This is a genomic window from Synechococcus sp. SynAce01, from assembly GCF_001885215.1.
Taxonomy (GTDB): Bacteria; Cyanobacteriota; Cyanobacteriia; order PCC-6307; family Cyanobiaceae; genus Regnicoccus; species Regnicoccus frigidus.
In genome coordinates this window covers 397,727-414,598 of the sequence record NZ_CP018091.1, presented here as the reverse complement: position 1 = coordinate 414,598, position 16,872 = coordinate 397,727, and the positions used below count along the sequence as shown (strand labels likewise).

Genomic DNA, 16,872 nt, shown 5'->3' with positions numbered 1-16,872 from the left:
TGCCACGATGTGTTGGAGATGCGTCAGCAAGTCAACACTTTGATCGCCACCAATCTCCATTGGCAGCCCAATGGTGAACTCCACCCCGAAGATCTCGAGCGCCTTCGCGAACGCCTCTTGAGCGATCAGGCCCTGGATGCCTGCCAGCAAAAAGTTCTGGCCGGTTGGATGGTGGAGAAGCAGCAGCAGGCCGCCTAGCTCGTCATTCAGCTGGCTAGTTGGAGGTGGCCAGGGGATCGGGTATGGATGCGCTGGGAGCCACAAAACTGCCTTTGGCCACGAATTCAAGCCGCAATTTCAGGAAGTTGATGAATTTGGGATCGGTTGAAACCACTGCCGCGCTTGGGGATGGCACGGAGCTCGCCAGGGCCTGAAGTTCGCTGGCGGCCAGAAAGGCAGGCGAGCGAATCAGCCAGAAGTCGATCGGTTTGTTCAGTTCCGCGTAGTGACGGACCCGCTCGCGCAGCACTTCTTCCAGCGGTTCCTCGACCGTGAGGAAGGCGGCGCTGGCGGCCACAAAGAAATAGGTGCAAGCAGAAGGGTCACTCATGGGCAGAGGCCGCCGAACAGGGGGACACGGCGCGGATTCTGGACCAGCGCCTTCATCTGTTTCACCGCTTCTTGCAGGCCTACGGCCAGGGCGCGAGCCACGATCGTGTGGCCGATGTTCAATTCCTCGATTCCCTCGATGGCGGCGATCGGCTCCACGTTCTGGTATGTGAGGCCGTGACCGGCATTCACCCGCAGCCCGAGCTGGCCCGCTAATGACGTGGCCTCGTGCAGGCGAGCGAGTTGCAGGGGTTGCTGGGCCCAGGCCGCATCGGCGTAGGCACCGGTATGCAGCTCCACCCAACGGGCTGCGCAGCCCCGGCTGGCCTCCAGCTGGGCGGGCTCTGGATCGATGAACAGGCTCACGGGGATGGCGGCCGCCTGCAGGCGTTGCACCAGGGCGGTCAGTGGTTGGAGCTGGGCGGCCACATCGAGCCCCCCTTCGGTGGTCACCTCCTCCCGTTTCTCGGGCACCAGGGTGACCATGTCGGGGCGGATGCTCAGGGCGATGGCCTCCATCTCGGCTGTGGCGGCCATTTCAAGGTTGAGGCGGCTGCGCACGGTGGAGCGCAGCAGTTCCAGGTCCCTGAGCTGGATGTGGCGGCGGTCCTCGCGCAGGTGAACGGTGATCCCATCGGCTCCGCCCAGTTCTGCCAGCAGCGCCAGAGTGACTGGATCGGGTTCTTGAGCCCTACGGGCCTGGCGCACATTGGCGATGTGATCGATATTCACGCCAAGGCTGGCCATGGCAGGGATCAATGACTGAATGGATCCTATGGATCGACCCCGGACCGCTGCGGCAACTGCCCGAGCGCATGATCGCTGCAGGGCTCGGCCCCCTAGCTTTTTAAGCGTTAGGCAAGCGCAGATAGCAGTGAATCCGCGGGAGGAGGTCCTCGATGCAGCGGCGGCCCCGGTCGCTTCGCCCTCAGCTGACCGCATCCTGCTGCGCCGTGAGCGTCGGCTCTGCTCGGGTATCAGCCCGGCCTGGGCTCCCCTGGCCATGGCTTGCACCCAGGATCTGGCCCTGCCCTTCCAGTTCCGCTCCATCGAGGTGATCGGAGCCCATCACCTGCCCCATCAGGGGGCGGTGCTGCTCGCCCCCACCCACCGGGCTCGCTGGGATGCCTTGTTGATTCCCAGGGCCGCTGGCCGCCGCGTCAGTGGGCGTGATTGCCGTTTCATGGTGACCCGCACTGAAATGCAGGGGATCCAGGGCTGGTTTCTGCAACGGCTGGGCTGCTTCCCCGTTGACCAGGGCAAGCCTGGAACCACCACATTGCGCTACGCGGTGGATCTGCTGGCGGCAGGTCAGCAGCTGGTGGTGTTTCCGGAAGGTCAGATCCGGCGCCAGGACGGACCGATCCGGCTCCATCAGGGCCTGGCCAGGCTGGCGGTGCTGGCTGCCAGCCAGGGTGTGGTGGTTCAGGTTGTGCCTGTGGGGCTTGGCTACAGCCAGGTCAGACCCGAGCGGCGCAGCCGTGCGGCCCTGTGTTTTGGCTCCGTGCTCCATGTCAATGGCCAGGGGCGATCAGCGGTGAAGGCCCTCAATGAAAAGCTGGCTGAGGCGATGCAATCAGCCGAGGAAGCGGCCCGCGAGGCGGTGGGGCGTCCGTTCCTGTCCCCTTAGAGTCGCCCCGAATGTATGCAGATCCAACGTGCGCCGGCCCCTTGCCGCCCTTGGCCTAGCCCTGGCTGCCGCCATCCTTCCCCTCTTCCCAGCGCCGGGGGTTCTGGCCCAGAACGAGCCCCCCAAGGTTCTGGAAGGCACAGGCATCAGTTTCAACCTGGCTTCGATCAATGCCTTGCTGGCCCGCGGTGATGCCGCCGTCAGCCGCGGTGATCTCGCCGCAGCCCGCAAGGACTACGACCTGGCCAGGGATGTCAGCCTGCGCCTGCTGGGTCTCTACCGCGACTTGAGCGGGGCCTTCCGTGGCCTCGACGCGAGGATCCCCAGGGAGATGGACCAGAAAGGTCGCGAAGCCCTGGAGCTCCTGGCCCAGTCCAACCTGCGCCTGGCGGCCCTGCTGCGGCGCCAGAACGAGCCGGAAGTGGCTGTCCCCCTGCTGGTCGAGGTGGTCAGGGTGATGACGCCGGCCCGCGAGGAAGGTCGCAGGGCTTACCAGGCTTTGGTGGAGCTTGGTTTCACGACCACTCCCTACACCGCTGGTACGCCAGCCCCTGGAACGACACCAGCCAACTGAAACTCCCGCCCGCCCGCCAGCCAGAATTGGCGGCGGAGCTTCTAGATTCCAGCTCAAAGCAGACAGGAGATCGCAATGGTCCTTCCGGATCAGGTCAGGTTGGCGATCTGTGGCAGCCTTCCGGATGCCCAGGTGGAAGTCGACGACCTCACCGGCGGTGGTGACCATCTTCAAGTGAAGGTGGTGTCATCAGCGTTTACCGGCCTCTCCCGGATCAAGCAACACCAGTTGGTCTATGGGGCGCTTCGCAGCGAACTGGCCAGCGAAGCCATCCATGCCCTGGCCCTTCAGACGGCTCCTCCAGCCTGAGTACACCTCCAATCCCCTTATCACCCACATCAGACCACCATGGATAGCGCCGTCGAGCAACGGATCAAGACTTTGGTTGGCAGCAGCACTGTCGTTGTCTTCATGAAGGGCACGAAGCTGATGCCCCAATGCGGCTTCTCCAACAACGTTGTTCAGATCCTCAATGCTCTGAGCGTGCCGTTCGAAAGCTTCGACGTTCTCTCTGATCCTGAGATCCGCCAGGGCATCAAGGAGTTCTCCGATTGGCCGACGATTCCGCAGGTCTACCTCAATGGCGAGTTCATGGGTGGATCAGACATCTTCATTGAGATGTACAACTCCGGTGAACTGCGCGAAACCTTCGCCGTGGCCCTGGCTTCTTAAGCAGCCGCTTCCGCTTCGCTAGGTCCTAATAGGCCCTTCCCGACTCGTAGAGGGCGTTCAGGCCCCCTTCCGGGCCGATGAAAGAGGAGGGATCGAGAATCCAACGATCGATCAGTTCTTCCAGACGTCGCTGGGACTGGGCGTCAAGTACCGAGGTTCGGCGTAGGGCATGCAGGTAGCCATCGGCATAGAGCCGCAGCTCCGAAGGGCTGTGATACCGGCTCACCAAGCCCTGGCAGGCATCGCAAAGCGACTGAAAATGCCTGATGGCTTCGGGATTCTGGAGCGCGGTCATGGCAGGGGGCGGGAGTCGAAGCACCGGTTAGCTCGGTAACCAGCTTAATAGCGAGTAGCTTGAGTGCTCCCCATGGATGTCGTGTGGAGCCAAGGCCGAGCCAGAATCCTGAACACAGTGCGTCGGCCGCCGGCCCAGCCGGGCTTGAGCGACGTCAGGGTGCTTCAGCCCTCAAGCGCATCCTTGTTGTGGAGCCCCATCCCACCCTGCGCACCGTGCTGGCTCAGCGCCTGCGTCAGGACGGCTATCTGGCGGCTGCCGTGGCCTCGCCTGCTGAAGCGCTTCAGCTTTGTGAGGATCAGATTCCAGATCTGTTGGTCAGTGCCGAGTTGCTCGAGGAGAGTTCAGCCCTCAGCCTGGCCGCCCATCTGCGCTGCCCGGTGATGGTGCTGACGGCACGAACCGGTGCCGATCCGGTGGTGGCGATGCTGGATGCCGGTGCCGACGACGTCTTACGCAAGCCATTCGGCTTGGAAGAACTGGCGGCCCGTTGCCGAAGCCTGTTGCGGCGAAGTGGCAGTGGTCTGCAGGAGAGGGTCTGCGTTGGCCCCCTGGAGGTCCATCTGCTGTTGCGCCAGGTGATGCTGCGTGACCAGCCCGTTGAACTCAGCCCCCGCGAGTTCGCCCTGCTCTGCGCTCTGTTGATGCCGCCGGGGATGGTGCGCAGCCGCCAAGAACTTCTGCGCATGGCCTGGCCACCGTTCAGTGGGGGCCCACGCTCCGTCGATACCCAGGTGCTCACCCTGCGGCGCAAGCTGGAACTGGCCGGGCTTGGTGAAGGAGGAGGAATTGAAACGGTGCGCCAACAGGGCTATCGCTTCAGCCTCGAAACCTTGCCGGACGCCAACAGCCCAGTCAACGACAGCCCTTCATTGCGTCAGGTTGCCAACGCCAGTTGATTCAGCCGACTCCCGCCAGCTGAATCACCCGGTCTGGTGCCCAAGCGAAGGTGAGCAGCTCGCCGCCGAGCAGCAGCCCACTCAGGGCAGCGAGGGTCCAGTAGGTCCAGGGGGGAGTGAGACGTTGGATTGTGGTGGTTTTGAGGCCGGTCGCAACTTCGAAGCGCATCAAGAAATCTTCGAATCGCGCCACCCTCTGGGGCAGCAGAAAGGACATCCGGTCGTTGGCCATGACGTAATAAACCGTTCCGTTCTGACTGGTGCTGACCGGGACGAGCGCCCTGATCTCAGGCCATGCCAGCTGCCAGCCGCGACGTAAAAACCAGCTGCACCAACGTGGGTGGCTGACGCGGATGCCATCGCTGTCCAGGCAGACTTCTTCGCTCAGCAACGCCAGAACCAAGGCCAAACCGAGGGGGAGAGCGGCGAGCAGCCAAGCCTGCAATGGCGCTGGAGCCAGGAGTGGCAGGGGCAACACCAAGGCCAGATAGAGCGTGATCAGCGTGAGGCGGATCAGGGGCGCGATCGGGTAGCGCTGCGGGAGCGAAGCAGAAGAGACGCAAGCAGACGCTGCCTCAACCATCTCCTTGATGGACCGAACCTCCCCTGGTTCCAAATGTTTCGGCTTCACGGCCTTTCCAGAAGGTACCGATCCGCATCAGGTCTTGATGGGCGTCTTGAATGCGACGTAGGTATTCGTCGCCGCCCATCCCTGTCATCTCTTTCTCTTCCTTGAGCTTGCTGAGCCTGAGCTGCAGCAGCAGCCAAGGCTTGCTGATGGCACCCTGTTGCTCCAGGTAGCGAGCAAGCTCTTCGGGGGTGGGAGCGACAGCAGCCATTGGATTTGTTGCGAATTGCATCAATCTTACAAAGGCTCTCTTGCTTCTGTGGTGTATCTGGCGCAATTACTCGGGTAGGGCCCAGGGGTTGAGGCCCAGATCGGCGCCGACGCGGTGGCCACAGGCGAAGCCGCTGAAGGCCACGGCGTTCAAGCCCTGGCCGGGAAAGCAGGAATCTCCGACGCTGTAGAGGTTCGGGATCCCTGTGCGGTTGAACGGCATCGGCAGCAGGCCTGGCAGGCGCAGTGCCGGAATCGGCCCGTAGCTGCCCTGATGGCGGCCCAAGAAGCGGCGATGGCTGCGGGGTGTGCCCACTTCCCTGACGCTGATGGCCGCTCCAAGCCCGGGAAAGATCGCTTCGAGTCTGGTAATCAGCTGATCGGCGGCCCGCTGCTTGGCCTCCTGATAGGCCGTTGGGGACAGACCCTTCCAGGACTCCATGGCTGAGGGCGTGAAGGCATGGACGATGTGATGGCCGCTTGGCGCCAGATCTGGATCGAGCAGGGTGGGAATCGAAACGAACGCCGTTCCCTGCTCGGCGTCCATTTCGGCCCACGATTCCAGCAGCAGGTGGTGACAGTGGCTGTCAACGGGGATCACCCCGGCATCCACCCCCAGATGCAGCGACAGGAAGGCAGGCGAGGCCTTGTAACGCTTGCGCCAGACGTGTTCACGCGCTGGGATCTGCTCCGGTTCAACCAGGGAGCCGAAGGTGTCCCAGCGGGTGGCGTTGGAGATGACCCGCTTGGCCCTGATCGTTTCTCCCCCGGCCAGCTCGACGCCCACGGCCTGGCCTTGCTCCAGCAGCACCCGCCTAACCCTGGACTTGTAACGGATCTCGCCGCCATGGCGCTCCAGGCCACGTGCGAGCTTGACAGCGATGCTGCCCACCCCTCCCTTCGGATAGTTGATTCCGCCGGCGTGGCGATCGGAGAACACCATGCCGGCGTTGATCATCGGCGTCAGATCCGCCGGCATCACCGACCAGCAGAAGCACTCCATGTCGATGAACTTCAGCAGCGCCGGATCCTGGATGTGCCGGCGGGCCACAGTGCCCACATTGACCGGCAGCCAACGGGCCAGGCCCAGGCAGGCCAGGGGGTGCTGAAGGAACACCTTGGCCAGGTAGGCCGGGTCTTCGAGCGACAGCAGCGGCATCGCATCGAGACAGCGAAACACGCTCCAGCAGGTGTCGTAGAAGCGGCGGATGCCGCTGGCTTCATGGGGGAAGAGAGCGGATAGCCGCTCGATGAACGTGTCGTAGTCGCGGTCCACCGCCACGGTGAGGCCATCGGGCAGGTGGTATTCGAGCTGGGAGCGGTCGGGGATTGTCTCCTGGTGTTCGCCGACAGCGGCCAGGGCGCGGGTGAGCAGGTTGGTGTGACCTTTCTCGCCGAAGCCGAAGATCATCGACGCGCCCACGTCAAAGGTGTAGCCCTCGCGCTCGAAACTGCCGCCGCTGCCGCCCGGGATGAGATAGCGCTCCAACACCAGCACCCGGGCACCCTTGACCGCCAGCTGGGTGGCGGTGACCAGCCCACCGATGCCGGAGCCGATCACAATCGCGTCGTACTCGGGACGGTCCACCGCTGTGCTGAAGCCAATAAAAGCGACCATAGGACTGAGGCAAGCCAGGCCGAGCCAAGCCGTTCAGTGGGTGCCGGGCCGAATCCTTCAGAACCGGGCCGCTTGGCGGCTGCCGCGCTCAGTTCACCAGCACGTTGAGCGTGGGACTGACGGCATCAGGTTGCTGGGAGCCCATTGGCAGCAGTTTCAACTGGCCGTTGGCGGCGGCGAGGGCCTGGCGCAGATCAATGGTTTTTACGCGCTGATCTCCGAAGGTTTTCCAGTTGAAGGTGAGGTCTTTGAGGTTGGAAACACTCGTCCAGGTGGTGAAGTCTGGACTCACTTCCGCCGTGCCGGAAGGCGGCCGGGCGACACCGATCGGGATGTCGAAGTTGTTGAGAATGTGGAAGAGGTTGGCCACCGCCGCCTTTGTGGTGGGGGTGGTCACGGCGTTTTGGGTAAAGAACACCATGCGCACGAAGCGGGAAGGCGGGCTGAAATCGCCGGGTAAGCCAAAGCCGCCACTTCCCATCCCGAAGGGCACCAGCTTGAGCTCACCTGCGCCAGGGGCACCAACTGTGATTGGCGGTGGGTAGGCACTGCTGGCCTTCATGAAATTGGTGAGGTTGGTGAGTTGCCAGGGGAAGGTGGGGGAATTGGTGAGAACCCGGGTGGGGTTGTCATGCACCAGGAGCTGGCCATCGCGGGGCTCAATCACGATGCTCTTGCCGCTGGCATCCTGCACCTTGAAATGCACCTGGGGCACCTCACCCAGCAGGCTGATCACCTGGGCCGTGACATCCACGTTCTTGAGGCCGGCCCTGACCTCTTCCACCGTGGCGAAATTGGCCAGAAGCCAGGCGCCCAACTGGGCCGGGGCCAGGGTGCGCTCTTGCCTTGCCTTGGCATCGGGGGTGTATTGGGCGTAGCCGGGGAAATAGAACAGACCGACATTGAGGCCCTTTTCATTGAGGCCATCGAGGATCATGTCGGTGTACTGAGCCGCTGTGGCTCCCATGAATCCGTAGCGGGAGGTGTAGCTCAGGCCCTTTCCACGGTTGCTCGATCCCGTGAACTGGCTTCCCGCTGGCCAGATGGCGATCTGGGAATCGAGCGGTTTGCCGAATTCCAGGGTGCGTCCCACAGCCACGCCCCCATCGGCGGCAGTCAGGGCCCCACCTGTGCAGGCCTGCGCCAGAGTTCCCGGATTCAGGGTCAGCAGAGCACCGCAGGTGATGGCGACGGCGTTGCCGAATCGCGACTTGAGCATGGCGAGATGGTGTGGGTGAGGCAATCATATTCCTAGAAGAGTGATTTCACCCGGTTCATCCGATTTCAGCGCCTGCTTCGCTTCAACTGATCAGCTGGGCCGCCGAGGCGGCTTGGAGTGCCGTGGCCTGTTGAAGCCCAGTGACACTTGCCTCTGATGCCGATGGGTCCAGTTCCGACTCGGTGCTGTTTGCAAAGGGCTCCAGATCCTTCAAGGAGCGATCGCGGTAGGCCCCGTAGCGGGAGCGCTTGTCACGGATGCGTTGTGGCAACTCCGGCATCAGACCGAAGTTGGGCGGCATCGGCTGAAACTTGCCACTCGGAGCTGTGGTGATGAAGTGGATCAGGGCGCCGATCATGGTGGTGGGCGGCAGTTGCAGCGGCTCCTGGCCCTGGGCCAGTCGTGCTGCGTTGGTGCCAGCCAGCCAGCCGCCCGCCACCGCTGCGGCGTAGCCCTCGGTGCCGGTGATCTGACCTGCGGCCAGCAGGGTGGGCCGCCGCCGGAACTGCAAGCTGGGCTCCAGCAGTTGGGGGGCCTCCAGGAAGGTGTTGCGGTGCATCACGCCGAAGCGCACAAACGTGGCGTTCTCCAGGCCAGGAATCAGCCGGAAGACCCGCTTCTGCTCCGCCCACTTCAAGTTGGTCTGGAAGCCCACCAGATTCCAGAGCCGGCCGTCGCGATCTTCCTGGCGCAGCTGCACCACCGCGTAGGCCCGCCGGGTCCGGCGCACCTCGCGATCGAAGAGATCACCCCAGCGCGGATCCCAGAGGCCGATCGGTTTGAGCGGCCCGTAGCGCATGGTGTCGTCGCCGCGGCGGGCCAGCTCCTCGATCGGCAGGCAGCCTTCGAAAAAGGTGGCGCTCTCTGTTTCGAAATCCTTGAGCTCGGCCTGCTCCGCTGCCAGCAGGGCGTCGCGGAAGGCCTCATATTGCCCACGGTCCATCGGGCAGTTGATGTAGTCGGCATCGCCCTTGTCGTAGCGCGAACCGCGGAAGGCCACCGAGAGATCCAGACCCTCCCCTTCCACGATCGGGCTGGCGGCATCAAAGAAATGGCAGTCGTCCCGGCCGGTGAACAGCCGCACCTGCTCGGCGAGAGCATCGCTGGTGAGCGGACCGGTGGCCAGAACGCAGATTTCGTTGGCATCAGGCAGTGCGCGCTGCTCGCCGCGCTCCACGGTGATCAACGGATTGCGCTCCAACGCCGCTGTGAGGGCAGCGCTGAAGCGGCCACGATCAACGGCCAGCGCTCCGCCGGCTGGCACCGCATGGCGATCGGCGGTGCCGATCACGGTGGATCCGAGCCGGCGCAATTCCTCCTGAAGCAAGCCGGCGGCCCGGTCTGGGGAGAGGGCCCCAAAACTGTTGCTGCAGACCAGCTCGGCGAACTCAGCGCTGTGGTGGGCCGGTGAGCGCAGCTGCGGGCGCATCTCCAACAGCCGGACCGGCACCCCAGCCCGGGCGATCTGCCAGGCCGCCTCGGTACCGGCCAGGCCGGCGCCGATGACCAACACCATCAGGCGCGCGAGCGCTTGAGCATCAGTTGCAGCTGACCGACCGCAGCCCGACCGATGTTGAACACCGCCCAGCCAACGGCCAGCAGGATCGGAGCGGTTACCAGCAGGAGCCGAGCGTCCATCAGTTGCATGTCAGCGTGCTGTGATCCTAGGGATCAGGGGGCGTGGCCTCGGGCGAGTGGGTCGGGTTGATCCAAATCTCAGCAATCGGCAGGCGCAGAGCCCCGTGACCGTTCGCCTGTTAGGCCGCCAGGGTTGTTGGCGCCACGGCGGGCGTGCCTGGCGGCCAGATCGCGATACCGCAAGGCGTGCTGCCGCTGGGCAGCAACCTCTTCAAGGCTCAGTTCGCGCCGGGGCTGGGCGGGCACTCCCGCCACCAGCGTGCGGGCCGGCACATGCTTTGTGACCACGGCGCCAGCTGCCACCAGGGCTCCTTCCCCCACGGTCACGCCGTTGAGCACCACGGCGCCGATGCCGATCAGGCAGCCATCGCCAAGAACGGCCCCATGCACCACCGCCCGATGCCCCACCGTGACTTCACGGCCGATCAGCACCGGCTGGCCCGGATCGCCATGAAGCACCGCTCCGTCCTGCACATTGCTGTTCTCCCCCACCACGATCGAGCAAAGATCGCCCCGGGCCACGGCCAGCGGCCAGAGACTGGCACCGGCCGCCAGGTGAACATCCCCTTCCACCACGGCACTGGGGTGCACCCAGGCGGCCGGATCCAGGCGGGGGCTGAGCCAGGCGGCGTCAGCCTGGTTCGGCGCAGACTCGACGGCCACAGACGACGGGCAAAGGTGTGGGCGCTTCCATTGTTGGTGCCTGCTGTTGAAGGTGGCGATCGCAAGGGCTTCAACTCCCCCCCGTCCACGTGATACGTTCCGTTGGTGCCCGTCAGGGCTGCCCATCCGGGCGGGTCGCTAGCTCAGCGGTAGAGCACTCGGCTTTTAACCGATTGGTCCTGAGTTCGAATCTCAGGCGACCCATTTTTGTTGAGCTGGGAGCCTGGGCTGTCGTGACAGCTTCAGCAGGCTTTCGCAGGGGCCCCTCAACCCGATAGTGAACGAAACGCTGCCCTGAACTCACGAATCGCACCATCAGTCGTCACAGGCACCGTGGACGACGCTGTGATCGCTGTTGTCATCGCTCTGATGGGGCGGGCTTGAACAGCAGCAGCGTGCGCCCTTGCTCGTTCTGCAGCAGCAGGTTCTGCTTGTCGAGGCTCCAGCGGCGCACCTGCCCGAGGGCCGTGTTGTAGCGGCGCTCAAAGTCCATCACGGGGGGCGGGCAGGCCATTTTGGTGCCAGCCAGTTTGGAGAAGCTGAGCAGTTCACCGCTGAGCTGGAAGCCGCCGATCAGGCGGTTGCAACCGCCGCTGCCGCTGACTCGCCCCGATTCGGCATCGAGCTGCAGCTCCACCGGCTGGCCTGGCGGGGCAATCAGCTTGGGTCCGTCTTCGCCCTGCAGGGCCTGCAGCCGCCAGAGGGTGCCGCGCAGGGAGGGCTTGGGCGTAGGAGCGACAGCCGATTTTGAAGAACCGCTTGAGGCAGCCATAACCGGTGGGCAGCCCTTGCCGGGATGCACCCCCACAAAACGCTCCACCACCAAGGTGCGCTCCGGCCCCCGGCCCGGCTCAGCTGAGGGACGCTGGGCGATCAGCCCCTCCAGGTTCACCAACAGCGGCTCTCCGGCCGCTCCAGCCGGAAGGGCCCCCAGGTAGGCCTTCTCCAACTGAATGAAGTCGCCCTCCTTGACCACCGGTAGGCGGGTGCCGGTGGCGCAGAGCCGGATGTTGGCCGCATCAGCCAGATAGCGGAACATCCCCATCAGGTGCAGGCGCGGCTCCAGCAGCTCGGGTGCCGGCAAGCGCTGTAGACGATCGTTCAGGCGCGAGCGAATCGGCTCGCCCTTGAGATCGAGTTTGGCCAGGGCGCCGCCGCCCTCCAGAGCCTGCAGAAAAACGGGCGCTTCCCTTCCGCCTTCTCGATTAGGTAGCAAACTCCGCACACCTCAGGAGTCGTTCCGGCCGTGCTTGACAGCTGCAGATGGCATGAACCACACGCTCGGTCATTGCCGCCAGATTGAACCGCCGATTGAAGCGGTAGCTGAAGGCGCCCAAGTAGCGATCAGCGTACTTTTCGAAGCGAAGGGCATGGAAGCTGCCGCTGAAGCTGGTTTTCAAGTTGCTGAGCACCGTGTTAATCCAACGGAATTCTGGTAATTCATTGGGATGACGACCCTTTACGACCACAGGATGATGGAAGCAACCGACTTCTGCAACGGCGCGAAAGCAAGCCAGCCCATCGGAGATCACTTCACAGCCTATCGCCAGTGAATCTTGGGCCCAATCAGCAATAGCGGCAAAAGAGAACGTGGGCACGGTGGCAAGTTTTATATACCGGGGGTGGCCCGCCTCATCGACAGAGACGGCTGCCACGACCGGCACCTTGTTCTCCGATCCACGACCAGGCTTGCCACCACAGCGTTCTCCGCCAAGGTAGGCATCATCCACCTGCACCCTTCCTCTGAGGACATAGGCGCCATCACGTTCTTTCATTGCCTGCATGATCTTGTTCTGAAGCAACCATGCCGTTCGGTAGTTCACACCGAGATGACGCCTCAGAGCTAGTGAGGAGATTCCTGTCTTGGCTTGGCCGACGAGGTAGAAGGCAAGGAACCAGGTGGTCAGAGGTAACTTTGTTGCCTCCAAGATGGTACCGGCCGTGAGGGTGGCTTGATGACGACAGCTCCGGCACTGATAGCGCTTGTGGCGCCTGCCAATGATGAGCCCGTACTCCTTGCCCTCACAACGTGGGCAACGGAAACCATCAGGCCAGCGCGCCTGTTCCAGGGCAACTTCACATTTTTGCTCGGTTCCGTAGAGCTCAATAAACTGGGGCAGCGACAGGCTGGCCTGGAACTGGATCCGATTCATAGCCATGGCAGTGACGACTGGTATATGCGTACCAGCCTAGGTCCCAAAAGGGCTGCCTGCGGAGCTTGCTGCCTAATCAAGTCCGCCTTTGAGCACCAGGCGGTTGCTGGGCGTCTCAAGACGCCAGCGGCCGATGTCATCGAAGCTGTTCGGCGCTGGGCGATCCAGATAGGTCTGACGCAGCTGATAGCTGCTGTCGGTGAGCAGGTCCAGCTGCCAGCGGCTGCTGCCGCTGGCGGCGGGCAGATCCCCCCGCCAGCTGGCCGGCAAGCGGCCCAAGGGACCCTGCGGCGAGGGCTCACGGCCCGCACCCACCCGCACCATCTGCAGGCTCAGTGGTTGGCTGGCGCCGCCCTTGAGCACTGGGCTGATCGTATCGGTGGTGAACAGCAGCCGGCCGCCCTGGCGCACGCTTGCGCGTACTGAATAGCGCCCGCCAGGGGTCAGGTCGGCTTCGCGGTAGGGGATCGAGAAGCGAAACGGCGACTGTCCCGCCGGCTCCAGGCGCACACGGCCGATCACCCGGGCCGGTGCGTCGGCTACGGCCACGTCTTCAAGCACCGCCTCGAACACCGCATCAGGCGGTAGGGCGATGCGTTCCCGGTAGCTCGCCGTGCCCGAGAGGGTTCCGGCCTGGGCTGGGGCCTGCAGCAGCACCGCCGCAGCCAGGATTCCTCCAGCCAGCCAGGGACGTGTCAGTTCTTTCATGGGGAGTCCGTTGTGTCGATGATTTCAGCCTGCACCCCCGCCTGGGCCCTCTCGCCCGTGTTGGCCGTAAACCGGAGAAAGAGGGATCGAGGGGGGATCGGAACTCACCAGCAGAGGCCAGCCCAACGCAGCTCGTTACGATCTGTTACAGTGATTGCAGCATTTCGAAACCTTCATGGCTGATTCCACTTCCCGCTTCGGTTTTGTTGCCTTCGCTGAAACCTGGAATGGCCGGCTGGCCATGCTTGGTTTCGTCATCGGCCTCGGCACCGAACTGCTCACTGGACAAGGCATCCTCACCCAAATCGGCTTGGGTTGATCAGCATGAATGGTGATTACAGCGCAGCCATCGCCAGCATGATCGGCCTTGTGGTGGTCCTCACCGTCATGGTGGGCTACATCTTTTCCCGACCAACTGATCTCTCGCGTGACCCTCGCTGAAGGTCAAAACAATGGGTGATTCCATTCCAATCACTCTCCCAGTCGCCCGAGAGTCGTCCGACTGCTCGTAAAGATCGGTTGACTCTTCCGGTCTTTGCTCATTTCATGCCAGATCAGCTCTGACTAGTTCAGATCCGCTCCGATCAGGTCGGATCAATTCAAATTCTTTTTTCTCAACTAAAATTGATGACAACATCTAATCCCGGCAATCGCAACTTCAACGACTACTCCACCGAGCAGATCCATCTGGACCAACTCAAAAGAGCTGAACTCTTTAATGGCCGTGCCGCCATGGTTGGACTCTTGATCGGTGTTGTCGTGGAAGGACTTACCGGAGCGGGCATCGTCCACCAAATTGGTCTTGGTCCCCTTGTCGATGGCTACGCCGCCTGTCACACCAAATTCTTGCCTTTCTGTTTCTGAGGATTTCGGTGCGTCGGCTAGCGGATCCGACGCTCTGCCTTGAAAGTTCAGTCCGTCACCATCAAAATGTCCCCCGCTCCATCGAGCTGCCATGAATCGGGTCCCGATGCCGCCGCTCACTGAAGAGTCGCTCCGTGCCCTGTTCACCAAGCCCTATGGCGTTGCCGGACCTGCTGCCGAGCAATGGCGAGCCGTTTATGACGAGTCGGTCTATTTTCAGGATCCAACCCAGGAGAAACGAGGCATTGACGCCTACATCCAGGCTCAGGAGGGGCTGATGCGTCGCTGCGACGACGTCTTCCTTGAGCCCGTTGCAGTGGCGCTCAGTGGCGACACCGCCTTTGTGGAGTGGACGATGGGCCTGAAGATCAAGGGGTTGGAGTTTGTTTATCCCGGCACCACCAGCCTTTGCATCGGTGCCAACGGAAAAATCGTTGAGCATCGCGACTACTTCGATTTCGTTGGACCCACCTTTGCACCGGTGCCTGTGCTGGGTGGTTTTGTGCGCTGGCTCTACCGACGATTCGTGTCCTGAGGGCGGCCAAGGGCGTTGGTACCATCAGCAACACAACTTCATCTACGAATGTGTTTGTCGTTCTCCGCACTGGCCTTGCATTGGGGCGAATGACCAGCCAGCCTTAGGGGGACAGAAGAGGCAGGAGGATTCGATTGTGTTACAGACCATCTCGTTACTTGCCGCCACCTGTCTAGTGGGATTCGCGGCGTTGCAACTTCTATTCACGATCGGTACGTAGGAGCATCTTATCGGAAAAGCCAGGCTCCTTGGGCCCAGTTGCCTTTCCGTCATTTCAACCTGAAACTTCATTTTGCAAGCTAATTCCGGAGCGTAATGATCTAACGTGGTTTCGGGTTTTCCGTAAGCCGAAGGCCGCTACGTAGCATGATCTCAACTCCCTTCAACGTTGATTTCCTGTGCTGCACGGCTGGTCACTGATCCCCAATCGCCAAGCGTTACCCAAGGAATTACTCGCTGGCCTCGTGGTCGCCCTGGGCATCATCCCCGAGGCCATCGCCTTCTCGATCGTGGCCGGGGTGGATCCGCAGGTGGGTCTGTTTGGCTCGATCTGCATTCTGATCGTGGTAGCCCTGCTGGGCGGAAGGCCAGGCATGGTGTCGGCCTGCACGGCCGGTGTGGCTCTGTTGATGGGCGGGTTAGTGCAATCCCATGGCCTCAGCTATCTGCTCGCCGCCTGTATTTTGGCGGGCCTGTTTCAGATCGCCTGGGGTTACTTGCGCCTTTCCCAGCAGATGCGTTTCGTGCCCCGTTCGGTCACGTTGGGCTTCGTGAATTCAATCGGGGTGCTGATCTTTCTGGCCCAGTTGCCTCAGCTCGGTTTTGGCCGCCTGGGTGTGGACACCCCTTCACCGCTGGTGGGGGTGGAGGCTGTGAGCTGGCCGATCGTGTGGGCTCTGGTTGCTCTTGGGCTGGTGATCATCTACGGCCTTCCCCGCCTCACCAAACGGGTGCCCTCCACCTTGGTGGCGATTGTGGTGATCGGCGTGATCGCCGAGGTGTGGCAGTTGCCGGTGCCGCGGGTGGGAGATCTGGGCCAACTTCCTTCGAACCTGCCAGTCTTTGCTATTCCGACGATCACCGCTTCTTTCGACAGCCTCGCCATCATCCTGCCCACAGCGTTGGCGATCTCGTTTGTTGGGCTGCTGCAGTCGTTTCTCACAGCCAATGTGGTGGAAGGCCTGGTGGATGAAGACTCGGATTATGAAGCCGAAGCCAGGGCTCAGGGCATCGCCAACATCGTTGCCGGCCTGTTTGGCGGCATGGCAGGTGCCGGCATGATTGGCCAGAGTGTGATCAACATCGAATCCGGCGGTCGCTACCGCCTCTCCACCCTCACAGCAGGGGTGTCTCTGTTGATCCTTGTGATCTCACTGAGCGGCTGGCTGGCGCGCATTCCGATGGCGGCCCTGGTCGCGGTGATGCTGATGGTGTCGTTCAGCACGGTGAACTGGCAGTCGTTCCTGAAGATGGGAAAGCTGCCCAAGAGCGATAGTTCGATCATGGTCACCACCTTGGTGCTGGCTCTGCTGACGCGCAATCTGGCGATCGCTGTTGTGGTTGGCGTGGCCCAGGCGGGGATTCTGTTCAGCCGCAAGGTGGCGAAAGTGATTTCTGTGGAATCCACCTGGTTGACGGATGAACACATTCACTACACCGTGCGTGGTCAGTTGTTCTTTGTCAGCGCCGTTTATTTTCTGGCTGGCTTCAGTCAGCATCGGTTCCCACCCTGCATCACCATTGATATGGCTGAGGCACGGATCTGGGATCAGACTGGCACACGCGCCCTCGATCAGGTGATCCGCAAACGTCGCCAGGCCGGCTCCAGCGTGAAAGTGTTGAATCTCAACCGAGAGAGCCTTGATCTGTTTGAGCGCATCAGCGAAAGCCCCGCTGTAGTGATCGGCGCGAGCTGTGATCTCTCTTGAGCTTCAACTCCCAATGCTCTCGTTCTTTGCTTGAATGAAGCCTTGACTATTGCGTTTGGGGGCTGCATCCCAGGGCAATCACGATGGCT

General features: G+C 62.4%; 23 protein-coding genes and 1 tRNA gene. 11 read left to right on the top strand and 13 right to left on the bottom strand.

The window, feature by feature from the left end:
• The first annotated feature begins 18 nt into the window (after positions 1-18).
• A complete protein-coding gene (locus BM449_RS02215) occupies positions 19-198 on the top strand; it encodes a hypothetical protein (protein ID WP_145536639.1) in 180 nt (59 codons plus the stop codon).
• A 16-nt stretch (positions 199-214) separates the two neighbouring features.
• Here BM449_RS02215 and BM449_RS02210 read toward each other — a convergent pair whose 3' ends face one another.
• Positions 215-550 (bottom strand): MgPME-cyclase complex family protein, encoded by a 336-nt coding sequence (locus BM449_RS02210; RefSeq protein WP_071799894.1) that lies wholly within the window; start codon positions 548-550, stop codon positions 215-217.
• Entirely contained in the window at positions 547-1,296 is a 750-nt protein-coding gene (locus BM449_RS02205; RefSeq protein WP_071799893.1) for a pyridoxine 5'-phosphate synthase, read from the bottom strand. Before BM449_RS02205 ends, BM449_RS02210 begins: the two co-directional genes overlap by 4 nt.
• 193 nt (positions 1,297-1,489) lie before the next feature.
• On the opposite strand from BM449_RS02205, the gene BM449_RS02200 reads away from it, so the two are divergent.
• The 4 genes from BM449_RS02200 to grxD all read left to right on the top strand — a co-directional run bounded on the left by BM449_RS02200 (position 1,490) and on the right by grxD (position 3,425).
• Positions 1,490-2,179: a 1-acyl-sn-glycerol-3-phosphate acyltransferase gene (locus BM449_RS02200; RefSeq protein ID WP_071801872.1), complete on the top strand. Its 690-nt coding sequence runs from the start codon at positions 1,490-1,492 to the stop codon at positions 2,177-2,179.
• A 103-nt stretch (positions 2,180-2,282) separates the two neighbouring features.
• On the top strand, positions 2,283-2,753 hold the full coding sequence (locus BM449_RS02195) for a hypothetical protein (RefSeq protein WP_233831213.1): 471 nt from the start codon (positions 2,283-2,285) through the stop codon (positions 2,751-2,753).
• A 75-nt stretch (positions 2,754-2,828) separates the two neighbouring features.
• Positions 2,829-3,062, top strand: coding sequence for a BolA/IbaG family iron-sulfur metabolism protein (locus BM449_RS02190; RefSeq protein ID WP_071799892.1), 234 nt, complete (start codon positions 2,829-2,831; stop codon positions 3,060-3,062).
• A 39-nt stretch (positions 3,063-3,101) separates the two neighbouring features.
• Entirely contained in the window at positions 3,102-3,425 is a 324-nt protein-coding gene (grxD, locus tag BM449_RS02185) for a Grx4 family monothiol glutaredoxin (protein WP_071799891.1), read from the top strand.
• A 25-nt stretch (positions 3,426-3,450) separates the two neighbouring features.
• Here the strand turns inward: grxD and BM449_RS02180 are convergent, their stop codons facing one another.
• Entirely contained in the window at positions 3,451-3,720 is a 270-nt protein-coding gene (locus BM449_RS02180) for a DUF6761 family protein (protein ID WP_071799890.1), read from the bottom strand.
• A 179-nt stretch (positions 3,721-3,899) separates the two neighbouring features.
• Between BM449_RS02180 and BM449_RS02175 the strand changes: the two genes are divergently transcribed.
• The gene (locus BM449_RS02175) at positions 3,900-4,619 is read left to right on the top strand and encodes a response regulator transcription factor (protein ID WP_071801870.1); all 720 of its coding nucleotides are present in this window, start codon (positions 3,900-3,902) and stop codon (positions 4,617-4,619) included.
• A 1-nt stretch (position 4,620) separates the two neighbouring features.
• Here the strand turns inward: BM449_RS02175 and BM449_RS02170 are convergent, their stop codons facing one another.
• From BM449_RS02170 to BM449_RS02140, 7 genes are all read right to left on the bottom strand, one after another.
• Complete coding sequence (locus tag BM449_RS02170) at positions 4,621-5,202, bottom strand: hypothetical protein (RefSeq protein WP_071799889.1); 582 nt, start codon at positions 5,200-5,202, stop codon at positions 4,621-4,623.
• Positions 5,195-5,458, bottom strand: a complete 264-nt coding sequence (locus BM449_RS02165; protein ID WP_071799888.1) for a hypothetical protein — start codon at positions 5,456-5,458, stop codon at positions 5,195-5,197. Before BM449_RS02165 ends, BM449_RS02170 begins: the two co-directional genes overlap by 8 nt.
• Positions 5,459-5,524: 66 nt before the next feature.
• Positions 5,525-7,075, bottom strand: coding sequence for a carotenoid isomerase (crtH, locus tag BM449_RS02160; protein ID WP_071799887.1), 1,551 nt, complete (start codon positions 7,073-7,075; stop codon positions 5,525-5,527).
• 88 nt (positions 7,076-7,163) lie between these two features.
• Positions 7,164-8,294 carry a choloylglycine hydrolase family protein gene (locus BM449_RS02155; protein ID WP_071799886.1) on the bottom strand — a complete coding sequence of 377 codons (1,131 nt, stop codon included), beginning with the start codon at positions 8,292-8,294 and terminating at the stop codon, positions 7,164-7,166.
• An 82-nt stretch (positions 8,295-8,376) separates the two neighbouring features.
• Positions 8,377-9,810 carry an FADH(2)-oxidizing methylenetetrahydrofolate--tRNA-(uracil(54)-C(5))-methyltransferase TrmFO gene (trmFO, locus tag BM449_RS02150; protein ID WP_083544343.1) on the bottom strand — a complete coding sequence of 478 codons (1,434 nt, stop codon included), beginning with the start codon at positions 9,808-9,810 and terminating at the stop codon, positions 8,377-8,379.
• Positions 9,810-9,932, bottom strand: a complete 123-nt coding sequence (locus tag BM449_RS02145; RefSeq protein ID WP_071801869.1) for a photosystem II protein Y — start codon at positions 9,930-9,932, stop codon at positions 9,810-9,812. The genes trmFO and BM449_RS02145 overlap by 1 nt, the downstream gene beginning before the upstream one ends.
• Positions 9,933-10,010: 78 nt before the next feature.
• Positions 10,011-10,595 carry a gamma carbonic anhydrase family protein gene (locus BM449_RS02140; protein ID WP_071799884.1) on the bottom strand — a complete coding sequence of 195 codons (585 nt, stop codon included), beginning with the start codon at positions 10,593-10,595 and terminating at the stop codon, positions 10,011-10,013.
• A gap of 132 nt (positions 10,596-10,727) precedes the next feature.
• On the opposite strand from BM449_RS02140, the gene BM449_RS02135 reads away from it, so the two are divergent.
• Positions 10,728-10,799, top strand: a tRNA-Lys gene (locus BM449_RS02135).
• Between the two features lie 154 nt (positions 10,800-10,953).
• Here BM449_RS02135 and BM449_RS02130 read toward each other — a convergent pair.
• From BM449_RS02130 to BM449_RS02120, 3 genes are all read right to left on the bottom strand, one after another.
• Positions 10,954-11,811, bottom strand: coding sequence for an META domain-containing protein (locus tag BM449_RS02130; protein WP_071799883.1), 858 nt, complete (start codon positions 11,809-11,811; stop codon positions 10,954-10,956).
• Positions 11,801-12,754, bottom strand: a complete 954-nt coding sequence (locus tag BM449_RS02125) for an IS1595 family transposase (protein WP_071799713.1) — start codon at positions 12,752-12,754, stop codon at positions 11,801-11,803. Before BM449_RS02125 ends, BM449_RS02130 begins: the two co-directional genes overlap by 11 nt.
• 66 nt (positions 12,755-12,820) lie before the next feature.
• Positions 12,821-13,456: a YbaY family lipoprotein gene (locus tag BM449_RS02120; protein ID WP_071799882.1), complete on the bottom strand. Its 636-nt coding sequence runs from the start codon at positions 13,454-13,456 to the stop codon at positions 12,821-12,823.
• 175 nt (positions 13,457-13,631) lie between these two features.
• On the opposite strand from BM449_RS02120, the gene BM449_RS02115 reads away from it, so the two are divergent.
• From BM449_RS02115 to BM449_RS02100, 4 genes are all read left to right on the top strand, one after another.
• Positions 13,632-13,775: a chlorophyll a/b-binding protein gene (locus tag BM449_RS02115; protein WP_071801868.1), complete on the top strand. Its 144-nt coding sequence runs from the start codon at positions 13,632-13,634 to the stop codon at positions 13,773-13,775.
• 308 nt (positions 13,776-14,083) lie between these two features.
• Positions 14,084-14,320, top strand: coding sequence for a chlorophyll a/b-binding protein (locus BM449_RS02110; RefSeq protein WP_071801867.1), 237 nt, complete (start codon positions 14,084-14,086; stop codon positions 14,318-14,320).
• A gap of 91 nt (positions 14,321-14,411) precedes the next feature.
• Entirely contained in the window at positions 14,412-14,855 is a 444-nt protein-coding gene (locus BM449_RS02105; RefSeq protein ID WP_071799881.1) for a nuclear transport factor 2 family protein, read from the top strand.
• A gap of 398 nt (positions 14,856-15,253) precedes the next feature.
• Positions 15,254-16,783: a SulP family inorganic anion transporter gene (locus BM449_RS02100; RefSeq protein ID WP_071799880.1), complete on the top strand. Its 1,530-nt coding sequence runs from the start codon at positions 15,254-15,256 to the stop codon at positions 16,781-16,783.
• The last annotated feature ends 89 nt before the right edge of the window (positions 16,784-16,872 follow it).